Consider the following 13,638-nt stretch of genomic DNA (forward strand, 5'->3'; position numbering starts at 1 on the left):
TCGAGCGGTATGAAGTTGCCTCTGGCGCCGCCGAATTTTTCGTTGCAGGTCAGGGACTTGGACGGCGCACGCCGCGGCGTTGCGGCATATTTCTTGACATAGATCAAGTGAGTATTTACTCACGAGTGATGTCCACCTTGCGCATGACAAGCGACCTCCGGAGGCAACTCATCCTCGGTGCAGCCAAGCGTTGCTTCGCGCGCCATGGCTATGCGGGCACCACGACCAAGAGTGTCGCGGCGGCGGCGGCCATCTCGGAAGCGCTGCTGTTCAAGCATTTTCCGTCGAAGGCTGCGCTCTATGCCGAGATCCTCACCGAGGAATGCGAGGCCGATCCGGATTTCGAACTGCTGCTCGGACAGGAACCTTCGACCGCGACCGTGGTCAAGATCGTGGCCGCCATGGTGCGCCACTTTCTCGGCATCGCCGACGGCCCCGATGACGAGGAAGAGCAGCGGCTGCGGCTGATGGCCAGCAGCCATCTCGACGACGGCGAATTCGCACGTCTGTTATATACGAAGATCGATGATCTGATGGGCCCCAAATTCGTTCTCTCCCTGGAGAGCGCCGTCGCCTCCGGGGACGCCGTGCGGCTGGCGGCAGCGCCGCGCGATCTGTTCTGGTTCGCCCATCACACGGTGTTCATGGCCGCGCTGACGCGGCTTCCATCACCTCCGTGTCTGTCCTATGGAACCGGAGCGAACCTGGAGCGCCAGCTCAGCGAGTTCATCCTGCGCGGTCTCGGACTGACCGATATCGCGATCACGTGCTATCTCGACCACGAATTGTCGCAACCCCCGGCCCGGCCGGCGACGGCAGAAAGTGCATGACATGAACATTGCGACCGAACCCAAGCTCTCTGGAAAGCCGATCGACGACAAGCCGCGCAAGCGCACCCGCCCGGTGCTGTGGTTCATCATCGTCGGCGCCTTGCTCGCGGCGCTGGTCGGCGGCCTGGTGTGGTTCAACATGTTCCGCGACAAGATGATCGCGCAGTTCTTCGCCAACATGAAGCCGCCGCCGATCAGCGTCAGCGCGGCGACCGCGACGACCGAGAATGTGCCCAACCTGCTGACGGCCGTCGGCGATCTCGCCGCCGTCCATCAGGTCAATGTGACCTCGGACGTCTCGGGCCGCATCACCGAGATCATGTTCAGCCCGGGCACCACCGTGAAGCAGGGCGCGCCGCTGGTCCAGCTCTATGATGCGCCGGACCAGGCCGATCTCGCCAACTTCAAGGCGCAGGTGACCGTGGCGCAGCTGTCGCTCGACCGCGCCAAGCAGCTGGCCTCGCGCCAGTTCGGCCCGCAGGCGACCGTCGACCAGGCCCAGGCCGCCTACGACCAGGCCCAGGCCGGCATCGCCAAGACCGAGGCCCTGATCGCGCAGAAGCTGGTGCGCGCGCCGTTCGACGGCGATCTCGGCGTCCGCAAGGTCGAGGTCGGCCAGTATCTGTCCGCCGGCACGCAGATCGTGTCGCTGACGGACCTGTCGCAATTGTGGGTCAACTTCACCGTGACCGAGAAGGACAGCGGTCAGTTGAAGGTCGGCCAGACCGTGCGCATCGGCGTCGATGCCTATCCGGGGCGGACGTTCGAGGGCAAGATCACGACCATCGAGCCGCAGATCGCGACCGACACCCGCAACATCCGCGTGCAGGCGACGATCGCCAATCCGGAGCGCATCCTGAAGCCCGGCATGTTCGCGACCGCCACCGTGGTGCTGCCGGAGAAGCCGCCGGTGCTGACGGTGCCGGAGACGGCCGTCGACTACACGCTCTATGGCGACTCGGTGTTCGTGATCAACGAGAAGAAGGCCGACGACGGCAAGACGGCGCTGACGGCCGATCGCATCTACGTGCAGACCGGCGACCGCATCAATGGCCGCGCAGTGATCCTGAAGGGCCTGAAGGAAGGCGACCGGGTCGTCGCCGTCGGCCAGCTGAAGATCCAGTCCGGTGCCGCGGTCTCGATCTCGACCGATCCGGCGCCGCCGATCCCGGCGAAGCCGCCGCGCTACTGATCGAACCTCCGACCCATCGCCGGGCCGCCGGGATACGGCGGCCCGCCCGGATTTCACCCGCTTCCTGCTGACGAGATTGCCGCGATGCGTTTCACCGATATCTTCATCAAGCGTCCGGTGCTGTCGGTCGTGGTCAGCCTGCTCATTCTCCTGCTGGGCCTGCGCGCCGCCTTCGTGCTGCCGATCCGGCAATATCCGAAGCTGTCGAACACGGTCGTCAACGTCACGACCGTGTATCCCGGCGCCTCCGCCGACCTGATCCAGGGCTTCATCACGACCCCGCTGGAGCAGGCGGTCGCCTCCGCCGAGGGCGTCGACTACATCACCTCGTCCTCGGTGCAGGGCACCAGCACGATCCAGGTCTTCATCAAGCTCAACTTCGATCCGAACCAGGCGCTCACCGAGGTGCTCGCCAAGGTCAATTCGGTCCGCTATCTGATCCCGAAGGAATCCAACGACCCGATCGTCACCAAGACCACCGGCCAGACCACGTCGGTGATGTATATCGGCTTCGCCAGCGAGGAGCTGTCCGGATCGGCGATCTCGGACTATCTGACGCGCGTGGTGCAGCCGGTGCTGTCGACGGTCGACGGCGTCGCGGCCGCCAATATTCTCGGCGGCCAGACCTTCGCGATGCGCATCTGGCTCAATCCGGAGAAGATGGCCGGCCGCAACGTGTCGCCCGCCGACGTCGCGGCCGCGATCGCCGCCAACAACTTCCAGTCCGCGGCCGGACAATCCAAGGGCTATCTCACCGTCTCCAACGTCTCGACCAATACCGGCCTGACCGACGTCAACCAGTTCAAGCGGATGATCGTCAAGGCGAAGGACGGCGGTTTCGTCCGGATGGAAGACATCGCCACCATCGAGCTCGCGGCGCAGAGCACCGACGCGAGCGTGGCCTTCAGCGGCGAGCGCGCGATCTTCATCGGCGTCGACGCGACGCCGCAGGGCAACCCGCTCAACATCGTCAGGGGCGTGCGCGCGCTGTTCCCCGACCTCGAGCGCAATCTGCCGCCGTCGATGAAGATGAAGGTGGCCTATGATTCCACCAAGTTCATCCAGTCCTCGATCGACGAGGTCGAGCATACGCTCGGCGAAGCCGTCCTGATCGTCATCGTCGTGATCTTCCTGTTCCTGGCGTCGCTGCGCTCGGTCATCATTCCCGTCGTCACCATTCCGCTGTCCTTGATCGGCGTCTGCACGATGATGCTGGCGCTCGGCTTCAGCATCAATCTGCTGACCCTGCTCGCCATGGTGCTCGCGATCGGCCTCGTGGTCGACGACGCCATCGTGGTGGTGGAGAACATTCACCGCCATCTGGAGGAGGGCAAGGCGCCGGTCCAGGCGGCGCTACAGGGCGCGCGCGAGATCGTCGGCCCGGTCATCTCGATGACGATCACGCTCGCCGCGGTCTACGCCCCGATCGGCTTCCTCGGCGGGCTCACCGGCTCGCTGTTCCGCGAATTCGCCTTCACGCTCGCCGGCTCCGTCATCGTCTCCGGCGTGATCGCGCTGACGCTGTCGCCGATGATGTGCTCGGTCTTGCTGCGCAGCGCGGAGGAGGGCCGTTTCGCCCGCGTCGTCAACCGCGTGTTCGGCGCGATGACCCGCTGGTATGGCCGGCAGCTCGATCGCTCGCTCGACTATCGTCCGATCACGGGCCTGTTCGCGCTGACGATCCTGGGCCTCGTCGGCTTCCTCTACATGCACACCGCCAAGGAGCTGGCGCCGGAAGAGGATCAGGGCATCGTGTTCTCGATCACCAAGGCTCCGAAATACGCCAACATCGACTACGTCAACTTCTACGGCGACAAGCTCAACAAGGCGTTCCAGAAGTTTCCCGAAACCGATCTCACCTTCGTGCTGAACGGCATCAACGGCCCGCAGGGCGGCATTGCCGGCATGCTGCTGAAGCCGTGGGACGAGCGCACGCGCTCGTCGACCAAGCTGAAGCCGCTGGTGCAGGCGGAGCTCTCCAAGATCGAGGGCGTGCAGGCCTTCGCCTTCAATCTGCCGGCGCTGCCGGGCGGACCAGGCGGCCTGCCGGTGCAGATGGTGATCAACTCGACCAACGGCTTCCAGGCGGTCTACGAGCAGATGGCCAAGCTCAAGGATGCCGCGCGCAAGAGCGGCATGTTCATCGTCAGCGACAGCGATCTCGAGTTCAACCAGCCGGTGGTGCGGGTCTGGATCAACCGCAGCAAGGCCAGCGATCTCGGCATCACCATGCAGGCGGTCGGCAACACGCTCGCCGTGCTGCTCGGCGGCAACTACATCAACCGCTTCAACCTCGAGGGCCGCTCCTATCAGGTGATCCCGCAGGTGCCGCGCGACAAGCGGCTGTCGCCGGAAGCGCTGTCCGGCTACTACGTCGCGACCGCGGCCGGCCAGCAGGTGCCGCTGTCGACGGTCGTCAGCATCGAGACCGCGACCGACCCGAACTCGCTGACGCACTACAACCAGCTCAATTCGGCGACCTTCTCGGCGGTGCCGATGCCGGGCGTCACGGTCGGGCAGGCGGTCGACTTCCTCGAGAAGGAAGCCAAGAACCTGCCGGCCGGCTTCAGCCACGACTATCTCGCCGATGCCCGCCAATACGTCCAGGAAGGCAACCAGCTCGCCATCACCTTCGGCTTCGCGCTGATCATCATCTTCCTGGTGCTGGCGGCTCAGTTCGAGAGCCTGCGCGATCCGCTGGTGATCATGATCAGTGTGCCCATGGCGATCGTCGGCGCGCTGATCCCGCTGTTCTTCGGCGTGGCGACGATGAACATCTACACCCAGGTCGGCCTCCTGACCCTGGTCGGGCTGATCACCAAGCACGGCATCCTGATGGTGGAGTTCGCCAATGAGCTGCAGCTCAGTGAGGGCCTCGACCGCCGTGCGGCGATCGAAAAGTCGGCGCGCATCCGTCTGCGGCCGATCCTGATGACGACGGCGGCGATGGTCACCGGCCTGATCCCGCTGCTGACCGCATCCGGCGCCGGTGCCGCCAGCCGCTTCTCGATCGGCCTCGTCGTCGTCGCCGGCATGTCGATCGGCACGCTGTTCACGCTGTTCGTGCTGCCGGCCGTCTACACCGTCATCGCCACCAACCACCAGGCCGCCGCCAAGTCGCAGCGCGCCAAGGAGATCGCCCAGTTCGACGCCGAGACCGACCACGCGCTGAAGGCGACGTGAGGCGGGCTCAGTTTTAAAAACACCAACGGCGGCTGCGCCTGCAGCCGCCGTTTTGTTTTGGGCGAAGCCGCCGAGCCGGTCTTCACTTCTCCTGCTGCGGATCGAGCGCGTCGCGCAGGCCGTCGCCCAGCAGGTTCAGCGACAGCACGACGAGGAAGATCGCGAGTCCCGGCCAGATCGCCATCCATGGCGCATTGGTGAGGAAGCGCTGGGCGGCGTTGAGCATGCTTCCCCAGGATGGGGCCGGCGGCTGCTGGCCCAACCCCAGGAACGAGAGCGCAGCTTCGGCAATGATCGCGGCGGCGACTGACAGCGTCGCCTGCACCAGGAGTGCCGGCATGATGTTCGGCAGGATGTGCTTGACGGCGATCTTCCAATCGGAGTCGCCGAGGCTGCGCGCCGCCTCGACATATTCCTCGACCTTGACCGTCATCACCTCGCCCCGGGTCAGCCGCACGAAGATCGGCGTCGCGGTGATGCCGATCGCGATCATGGCGTTGCCGAGGCTCGGCCCCAGGAACGCGGCCAGCGCGATCGCCAGGATCAGGAACGGGCAGGCCAGCATGGCATCGGTGATGCGGCTGATCAGCGCGTCGACGAAGCCGCCACGGTAGCCGGAGAGCATGCCGATGGGCACGCCGATCGACAGCGCGATGACGACCGAGATCGCGCCGGCCATCAGCGAGGCGCGCGCGCCGTAGATGACGCGCGCCAGCACGTCGCGGCCGAGATCGTCGGTGCCGAACCAGTGCGCGGCCGACGGGGCTTTGCGGACCAGCGACCAGCTCGTGGCGACGGGATCGTAGGGCGCGATCAGCGGGGCAAACACCGCGAGCAGGATGAAGATCACGATCAGGCCGAGCCCGATCATCGCGCTCCTTCGCTTGACGAGGCGACGCAGCGCGCGCTGCGCCGGGTGTTCGAGCGGGGAGAGGCCGTGCGAGAGCGAAGGGGCTGTCAGGATGGTCTCGGCCATGTCAGCTCCTCAGACGCGGATTGACGAGGACGTAGGCGATGTCGGCGAGCAAATTGAGCACGATGTAGACGGTCGCCGTCACCAGCACGACGCCCTGCACCACGGCATAGTCGCGGTTGAACACGGCGTCGACGATCAGCTTGCCGAAGCCGGGAATGGAGAAGATCTGCTCGGTTAGAACCGCACCCGAGAGCAGCGTGCCGAGCTCGAGCGCGCCGAGCGTGATCACCGGCGTCAGCGCGTTGCGCAGGGCATGACCGAGAATGACCTGGCGTTCGGAGATGCCCTTGGCGCGCGCGGTGCGGATGTAGTCGCTGTGCAGCACCTGGAGCATCGCGCTCCTGGTGTGGCGCATCAGGACCGCGGATATCGCGTTGCCCAGCACGAAGGCCGGCATGATGGTGGCGGCAAGGCTGGCCCGCCAATCCTCCGTCAGCGGCACATAGCCGGAGGCGGGCAGCCAGCCGAGCTTGATCGAGAACAGGAAGATCAACATGATGCCGAGCCAGAAATTCGGCGTCGAGATGCCCCACAGCGCGAACAGGTTGGCACCGTAGTCCCACGCGGTGCCCTGCTTGACCGCCGAGACGATCCCGGCGGGAATGCCGATCAGGAAGGCGATCACGATCGCCATCAGTCCAAGCTGCAGGGTCACGGGCAGCTTCTGCACGATGAGATCGCGCACCGGCACCTTCACGCGCAGCGACTCGCCGAAATCGCCGGTGAGCACGCCCTTGGCCCAATAGGCGTATTGCACCGGGATCGGCTGATCGAGCCGGTACTGCTTACGGATCTGCTCGATCACGGCCGGGTCGCGCTCTTCGCCCGCCATCACGAGTGCGGGGTCGCCGGGCAGCAATTGCTGCAACGAGAAAATCAGGATCGACACGAAGAACAGCGTCGGCACGATCTGTGCGAGGCGGTTGGCGAGGAAGGTCAGCATGATACGCTCGCATATCTCCAAGTCGTCATGGCCGGGCTTGTCCCGCCTGCGCGGCCGAAGCCGCTTCGGCGCAGCGAAGGCCCGGCCATCCCCGTCGTTCGGCGTGCTGAGAACGACGTGGATGCCCGGGACGAGCCCGGGCATGACGGAGCAACTAATTGCCAGGATATTCGAGGGGCCACCTGGCTGCTCACTTCAGCTTGAGCCCGATCACGCGCACGAGGCCGTCGGGCAGTTGCTTGTAGCCTTCGAGCTTCTTGGTGTGGGCGAACAGCAGCTTGCGGTGGAACAGATAGATGATCGGCTCGTCGTTCAGTACGATCTTGGTCAGCTTCTCGTAGAGCGCGCTGCGCTGCGCCGGATCGGCGATGGCACGGGCGTCTTCCATGACCTTGTCGGCCTCGGGATTGGAATAGCCGCCGTCGTTCTGCGGCGCGCCGCTGTGCAGGAAGACGTAGGAATTGCCGTCGGGATCGATGCGGCCGCTCCAGTTGATCTGGAAGATCTGGAATTCGCCGGCCTGCGCCTGCTTGAAGGTGGTGGCGAATTCGACGACGCGAATCTTGATGTCGAAGCCGGCCTCGCTCGCCATCGACTGGACGACCTGGGCGATCGCCTCGTATTCCGCGCCCTTGGGGATCATGTAGTCGACGCTGACGGGTGTGGCGACGCCGGCCTCCTTCAGCAGCGCCTTGGCCTTGGCGACGTCGCGCGGGCGGACGGGAAAGGCCTTCTGATAATAGGGATGCAACGGCGGCACCCACTGGTTGCCGGCGGTGAACTCGCCGTTGAACACGACCTGGTTCAGCGCCTCGCGATCGATCGACAGGTCGAGCGCCTGGCGCACCTTCTCCGACTGGCTGAGCGGTCCCTTGGCCTTGTCGCGGGCGACGTTGATGGTGAGGCCGAGATAGCCAAGCTCCGGCGCGGTGGCGAGCACGAGGTTCTTGTCGTCGCGCACGTCCTTGATGTCGGTGGCGAGCACGCGGTCGACCAGGTCGAGACCGCCGGATTTCAGATTGGCGAGCCGCACCGTGGCATCGACGATCGGCTGATAGACGATCTTGTCGATGAAGACGTTGTCCTTGTTCCAGTAGTCGGCGAACTTCTCGAACACCATGCGGTCCTGCTGCACGCGCTCGACGAACTTGTACGGCCCGGCGCAGACCGGATGCAGGCCGAACTTGTCGCCGGCCTCCTTCACCGCCTTGGGCGACATGATCATGCCCGAGCGGTCGGTGAGCTGCGACAGCAGCGGCGCGAACGGCGTCTTGAGCACCAGCTTGATGGTCAGGGGATCGACGATTTCGACATGATCGACGCTGGCGAGTTCCGATTTTCGGAACGAGCCGGGCATGGTCATGTGGCGCTCGATCGAGAATTTCGCGGCTTCGGCGTCGAGCGGTTCACCATCGTGGAACTTGACGCCGGGGCGCAGCTTGATCGTCATCGCCTTGCCGTCGGCCGAGGTCTCATGCGACAGCGCGAGCTGCGGCACGACGTTCAGCTTCTCGTCGATGTCGAACAGCTTGTCGCAGAAGGCCGAGAACACGATGCGGCCGACATAGGTACGTCCCAGCGAGGGATCGAGCATGTCGGGATCCTCGGCCAGTCCGACGCGCAGCGTCGTCTGCGCGTGCGCGACCGCGCCGAACGAGACCGTGAAAGCGGCCGCAACCAGGGCCGAACGCCAATTCCTCATCATATCTTCCTCACGCGAATGCAGCCTTCACCTGACGCCCGTGCGAAATGCACTGCGCCTTTGAATCCCGCCGTTGCACTATCCATACCAACCCCGAGGTCATGCCGTCCTTCCGCGTGGGCAGTCTGTCGCGGCTGCGACGGTCGTCATGGCGCGGACTCGTGTTGCAAAAGGCGGCGATGCGTTGCCTCGAGCATGGGCATTCGAATTGCGAACGGTCGTATGTGGGTGATCATGTCCGACCGGCAGATGCGGCGAGGCCGGCATCGATGATGGCGCGATCGGTGATCCCGGCCGGGTTGTCGCGCGTCGGCATGAACTGCCGGAACACGCCCCAATGCCTGCGGCTCACGGCTTCGAGACGTGCGAGTTCGCTGAGCGGATCGGCGTGATCGTCGACGCGCAGATCGAGCTCGGACCATTCCTCCGTGCCATGGATCAGGAGCGCGGCCGATTGTCTGCCGCGTTTGTCGCCGCCGGCTGCTTCGCCTGCGTTCATCGCTGCGATCAGGCGCTGCGCCAACGGCTGGCCGCTGTTGGCAACATAGGCGTTGGCTGTCTCGTCCAGCACCTGCGGGCCGGCCAGCATGTTGCCGGCGACCGAGAAGCCCTGGCCTTCCAGATGGCCGCACCAGTCGATGCAGTCGCGGCCGGTATGGGCCGCGATCTGCCCGGTGTGATCGAGGATATGGATCTGCCGGCTCTCGCGGCCGGGATCGGCCGCTGTCAGCCGTTGCACGATGTCGCGCGGATGCCGGCCGTCGCGCAGCAGCGTCGCACCATCGATGCCGTAGTAGGGATTGACCAGCGCCTGGGTGGCGATGCCGCCGCGGCCGGCAACGATGTACGGCACGCGCGCGCCGACGGCGAAGAAGCGCGTGGCGACGGCGATGCCGATCTGGCCGCTGCGATCGTCCTTGGCAATGATCGACCAGGTCATCGTTTGCCCTTATCGTCCGGCGGCGTAGCCCTGCATGCCCCGCGGATTGGCGGCGGCGCGGCGACGGCGGCCGACGCGCGAAGCCGCGGTCAATCGGCCTTCCGACCAGTCGGGGCCGACCTCGACGATGTGGCCGCGGTGGCGCAGCTCCTCGATCGTCGACTTGGGCACGCGGCCCTCGACCACGAGCACGCCGGGGCGCGCGGTGCGCGGCCAGAACGAGATCGGGAAATGCTCAGAATGCCAGGCCGGAGCGTCGATCGATTCCTGCAGGTTCATGCCGGCATGGACGTGGCGCAGGAAGAACTGCGTGTTCCACTGGTCCTGCTGGTCGCCGCCGGGCGAGCCCCAAGCGACGTAAGGCTCGCCGTCGCGCAGCGCCATGGTCGGCGACAGCGTGGTGCGCGGCCGCTTGCCGGGCACCAGCGCGGCCGGGTGATCCTCCTCCAGCCAGAACATCTGCGCGCGCGTGCCGAGACAGAAGCCGAGCTCGGGGATGACGGGCGACGACTGCAGCCAGCCGCCGGAGGGCGTCGCCGAGATCATGTTGCCCTGGGAATCGATGATGTCGAAATGCACGGTGTCGCCGCGCACCTCGCCGAAGCGGCCGACGGTGGGCTCGCCCGAGCCCATTGCGCCCACGGCCTCGCGGTGGCCGTCCGCCCGGCGCAGCTCGACCTTGGCGCCGAAGCCTTCGATCGATCCGGGCCGAAGCTCGAGCGAGGCCTTGCCGGTGATCAGCTTGCGCCGCTCGTCATTGTAGGCGTCTGACAGCAGCGTCTGGATCGGGATGTCGGCGAAGGCGGGATCGCCGTAGAACGCCTCGCGATCGGCAAAGGCGAGCTTGGCGGCTTCGATCTGCCAGTGAATGAAATCCGGGCCCGTCGGATCGAGGCCGTCGAGCGCAAAACCCTTCAGCAGCGCGAGCTGCTGCAGCAGCACCGGGCCCTGGCTCCAGACGCCGGCCTTGCACACAGTGTAGCGGCCGTAGTCGTAAGTGAGCGGCGCCTCGATGGTCGGCTGCCAGCGCGCCATGTCGTCGGCCGTGAGCACGCCCTTGTGGCGCGATCCCGAGACGTCCATCACCTCCTGCGTCCGGCAGAAGCGGTCGATCGCCTCGGCGACGAAGCCCTGCGACCACGCCTTGCGGGCGCGCTCGATCTGCGCGTCACGATCACCGCCCGCGCTCTCGCCTTCGGCGAGGATGCGCGCGTAGGTCTCCGCGAGCTTTGGATTGGTGAACAGCGTGCCCGGCCTCGGCACCTCGCCATTGGGCAGATAGAGCGCGGCCGACGTCGGCCAGTGCGTCTTGAACAGCTGCTCGACGGTCTGGATCGTCGCCGAGACGCGCTCGACCAGCGGATAGCCGTCGCGAGCATAGGCGATCGCAGGCTCCAGCACGTCGCGCAGCCGCATCGTGCCGTAGTCGCGCAGCAAGAGCATCCAGGACTCGAAGGTGCCGGGCACGCAGGCGGCGAGCAGGCCGGTGCCGGGCACCATGTCCAGGCCTTCGCGCTTGTAGTGCGCGATGGTGGCGCCAGCGGGGGCGGGGCCCTGGCCGCAGATCACCTCGGTACGTCCGCGCTTGACGTCGTGCAGGATGATCGGCACGTCGCCGCCGGGGCCGTTCAGATGCGGCTCGACCACCTGCAGGGTGAAGGCCGCCGCGACGCCGGCGTCGAAGGCGTTGCCGCCGCGTTCCAGCATCGCCATGCCGACGGCGGTGGCGAGCCAATGCGTCGACGTCACGACACCGAAGGTGCCGTCGATCTCGGGGCGGGTGGTGAAAGGATCTGGGTTGATGAAGCTCATGTGACTTTCATTCTGATGATCGGTCCGTCCGCATCACTCGTTACCTTACGCGGGAACGGCTGTGACGGCAGGCTGGTTCACGGCGTGACAGGCCACGCCGCCGATGAGTTCGGGCGACTGCTGGCGGCAGAGATCGAAGGCAAGGGGACAGCGGGGATTGAAGGTGCAGCCCGCGGGCGGGTTGATCGGGTTCGGAATCTCGCCCTTGACCGGGATGCGCTGGCGGCCGGACATCGACAGGTCCGGCACCGCGCCGAGCAGCATCTTGGTGTAGGGCATGCGCGGATCGCTGAACAGCGTGCGGCCGTCGGCGATCTCGACGATGCGGCCGAGATACATCACGCCGATGCGGCTCGCCATGTGGCGGACGACCGCGAGATTGTGGCTGATGAACAGATAGGTCAGGCCGAACTTGTCCTGCAGGTCGCGCATCAGATTGAGGATCTGCGCCTGCACGGAAACGTCGAGCGCCGAGGTCGGCTCGTCGCAGACGATGAACTCGGCCTCCGAGGCGAGCGCGCGCGCGATCGCGATGCGCTGGCGCTGGCCGCCGGAGAATTCGTGCGGAAACTTCTGGCCGTCGTCCGGATGCAGGCCGACGAGGGTCAGCAGTTCGCCGACGCGGTCCTTGATCTGGCGCTCGCCGTCGATCAGGTTGAAGGCGCGGATCGGCTCGGCGATGATGGAGTCGACGCGAAAGCGCGGGTTGAGGCTGGCGTAGGGGTCCTGGAACACCATCTGGATGCGGCGGCGCAGCTTGCGCCGCACCTGCGCCTGACGCGCCTCGCTCATCGACACGCCGTCGATGATGACCTCGCCGGAGGTCGGCGCCAGCAGCCCGACCACCATGCGCGCGACCGTCGTCTTGCCCGAGCCGGACTCGCCGACCAGTGCAAACGTCTCGCCCTTCTTGATGCCGAAGCTGACGCCGTCGACAGCCTTCAGAAACTCCTGCGGCTGACGCTCGATCACGCGGTTGAGCCAGGGTTTCGAGACGTCGAACACCCGGCGGAGATTTTTGACCTCGACGAAATCGCTCATGCGGCGGTCTCCGTCGCGCGGTCATACAAATGACAGGCGACCGCCTGCGTGCCCTGGCGCAGCGGCTCCGGCCGGTCGATGCGGCAGCGGTCGAAGGCGAAGCTGCAACGCGGATTGAACGAGCAGCCCGGCGGAATGGCCGACAGCCGCGGCATCGAGCCGGGGATCTGCACCAGCCGCTTGTCCTCGCCTGCGAGCGTCGGGATCGCGCCCATCAGTCCCTTGGCGTAAGGGTGCAGCGGGTTCTTGATGACCTCCTGCACCGGCCCGATCTCGGCGACGCGGCCGGCATACATCACGGCGACGCGGTCGCAGGTCTCGGCGATCACGCCCATGTCGTGGGTCACCAGCATCACGGCGGTGCCGTGCTCGCGGCCGAGCCGCTTGATCAGCGAGATGATCTGCGCCTGCACGGAGACGTCGAGCGCGGTGGTCGGCTCGTCGGCGATGATCAGCTCCGGCTCGGCGCAGAGCGCGAGCGCGATCACGACGCGCTGGCGCATGCCGCCGGAGAACTCGTGCGGGTAGCCGTCGATGCGTTTCTCGGGGGCGGGGATGCCGACCTCGGCGAGCAGGTCGATGGCGCGCTTGCGCGCCTGCTGGTCGGTCAGGTTGGTGTGGGTCTTGATGGTCTCGATGATCTGGTCGCCGACGCGGTACAGCGGATTGAGCGAGGTCAGCGGATCCTGGAAGATCATGCCGATGCGCTTGCCGCGCACCTTGCGCATCTCTTCCGGCGGCAGATTGTCGATGCGCAGGCCGGACAGCAGAATCTCACCGCCTGAGATGCGCCCCGGACGATCGATCAGGCCGATCACGGCAAGGCCGGTGACGGATTTGCCGGCCCCGGATTCGCCGACGACGCCGAGCACCTCGCCCTTGGCGATGTCCCAGGAGACGCCGTCGATCGCACGCAGGGTGCCGCGCCTGGTCTCGAACTCGACCTGCAGGTTGCGCACGGACAGAACGGGGGCGGTCATGAGGTCCAAGCCTTCAAGGTCAAAGCCTTCATACGCATG

Annotated in this window: 10 protein-coding genes; 3 read left to right on the forward strand and 7 right to left on the reverse strand. The window is 66.0% G+C overall.

What is annotated here, in order from left to right; genetic code table 11:
- The first annotated feature begins 143 nt into the window (after positions 1–143).
- The 3 genes from ACQR1B_RS27830 to ACQR1B_RS27840 all read left to right on the forward strand — a co-directional run bounded on the left by ACQR1B_RS27830 (position 144) and on the right by ACQR1B_RS27840 (position 5,205).
- Positions 144–830, forward strand: a complete 687-nt coding sequence (locus tag ACQR1B_RS27830; protein ID WP_434835688.1) for a TetR/AcrR family transcriptional regulator — start codon at positions 144–146, stop codon at positions 828–830.
- A 1-nt stretch (position 831) separates the two neighbouring features.
- The gene (locus ACQR1B_RS27835) at positions 832–2,022 is read left to right on the forward strand and encodes an efflux RND transporter periplasmic adaptor subunit (protein WP_434835687.1); all 1,191 of its coding nucleotides are present in this window, start codon (positions 832–834) and stop codon (positions 2,020–2,022) included.
- Positions 2,023–2,106: 84 nt separating this feature from the next.
- Positions 2,107–5,205 (forward strand): MexW/MexI family multidrug efflux RND transporter permease subunit, encoded by a 3,099-nt coding sequence (locus ACQR1B_RS27840; protein ID WP_434835686.1) that lies wholly within the window; start codon positions 2,107–2,109, stop codon positions 5,203–5,205.
- Positions 5,206–5,287: 82 nt separating this feature from the next.
- Here the strand turns inward: ACQR1B_RS27840 and ACQR1B_RS27845 are convergent, their stop codons facing one another.
- From ACQR1B_RS27845 to ACQR1B_RS27875, 7 genes are all read right to left on the reverse strand, one after another.
- Complete coding sequence (locus ACQR1B_RS27845) at positions 5,288–6,181, reverse strand: ABC transporter permease (protein ID WP_434835685.1); 894 nt, start codon at positions 6,179–6,181, stop codon at positions 5,288–5,290.
- 1 nt (position 6,182) lies between these two features.
- Positions 6,183–7,124, reverse strand: a complete 942-nt coding sequence (locus ACQR1B_RS27850; RefSeq protein WP_434835684.1) for an ABC transporter permease — start codon at positions 7,122–7,124, stop codon at positions 6,183–6,185.
- 190 nt (positions 7,125–7,314) lie between these two features.
- Positions 7,315–8,826, reverse strand: coding sequence for an ABC transporter substrate-binding protein (locus ACQR1B_RS27855; RefSeq protein WP_434835683.1), 1,512 nt, complete (start codon positions 8,824–8,826; stop codon positions 7,315–7,317).
- A 232-nt stretch (positions 8,827–9,058) separates the two neighbouring features.
- Entirely contained in the window at positions 9,059–9,766 is a 708-nt protein-coding gene (locus tag ACQR1B_RS27860) for a DUF1028 domain-containing protein (protein WP_434835682.1), read from the reverse strand.
- A 9-nt stretch (positions 9,767–9,775) separates the two neighbouring features.
- On the reverse strand, positions 9,776–11,578 hold the full coding sequence (locus ACQR1B_RS27865) for a gamma-glutamyltransferase family protein (protein ID WP_434835681.1): 1,803 nt from the start codon (positions 11,576–11,578) through the stop codon (positions 9,776–9,778).
- A 45-nt stretch (positions 11,579–11,623) separates the two neighbouring features.
- Complete coding sequence (locus ACQR1B_RS27870) at positions 11,624–12,619, reverse strand: ABC transporter ATP-binding protein (protein WP_434835680.1); 996 nt, start codon at positions 12,617–12,619, stop codon at positions 11,624–11,626.
- Positions 12,616–13,599 (reverse strand): ABC transporter ATP-binding protein, encoded by a 984-nt coding sequence (locus ACQR1B_RS27875; protein ID WP_434835679.1) that lies wholly within the window; start codon positions 13,597–13,599, stop codon positions 12,616–12,618. The genes ACQR1B_RS27870 and ACQR1B_RS27875 overlap by 4 nt, the downstream gene beginning before the upstream one ends.
- Between the last annotated feature and the right edge of the window lie 39 nt (positions 13,600–13,638).

Origin of the sequence: Bradyrhizobium oligotrophicum, from assembly GCF_051168495.1 — a bacterium.
GTDB classification, from domain to species: domain Bacteria; phylum Pseudomonadota; class Alphaproteobacteria; order Rhizobiales; family Xanthobacteraceae; genus Bradyrhizobium; species Bradyrhizobium oligotrophicum_A.

What these genes read in the sequence shown, in the direction of transcription:
- ACQR1B_RS27830 (WP_434835688.1), top strand. Translation starts at nt 144, where the DNA reads ATGACAAGCGACCTCCGGAGGCAACTCATCCTCGGTGCAGCCAAGCGT.
- ACQR1B_RS27835 (WP_434835687.1), top strand. Translation starts at nt 832, where the DNA reads ATGAACATTGCGACCGAACCCAAGCTCTCTGGAAAGCCGATCGACGAC.
- ACQR1B_RS27840 (WP_434835686.1), top strand. Translation starts at nt 2,107, where the DNA reads ATGCGTTTCACCGATATCTTCATCAAGCGTCCGGTGCTGTCGGTCGTG.
- ACQR1B_RS27845 (WP_434835685.1), bottom strand. Translation starts at nt 6,181, where the DNA reads ATGGCCGAGACCATCCTGACAGCCCCTTCGCTCTCGCACGGCCTCTCC.
- ACQR1B_RS27850 (WP_434835684.1), bottom strand. Translation starts at nt 7,124, where the DNA reads ATGCTGACCTTCCTCGCCAACCGCCTCGCACAGATCGTGCCGACGCTG.
- ACQR1B_RS27855 (WP_434835683.1), bottom strand. Translation starts at nt 8,826, where the DNA reads ATGAGGAATTGGCGTTCGGCCCTGGTTGCGGCCGCTTTCACGGTCTCG.
- ACQR1B_RS27860 (WP_434835682.1), bottom strand. Translation starts at nt 9,766, where the DNA reads ATGACCTGGTCGATCATTGCCAAGGACGATCGCAGCGGCCAGATCGGC.
- ACQR1B_RS27865 (WP_434835681.1), bottom strand. Translation starts at nt 11,578, where the DNA reads ATGAGCTTCATCAACCCAGATCCTTTCACCACCCGCCCCGAGATCGAC.
- ACQR1B_RS27870 (WP_434835680.1), bottom strand. Translation starts at nt 12,619, where the DNA reads ATGAGCGATTTCGTCGAGGTCAAAAATCTCCGCCGGGTGTTCGACGTC.
- ACQR1B_RS27875 (WP_434835679.1), bottom strand. Translation starts at nt 13,599, where the DNA reads ATGACCGCCCCCGTTCTGTCCGTGCGCAACCTGCAGGTCGAGTTCGAG.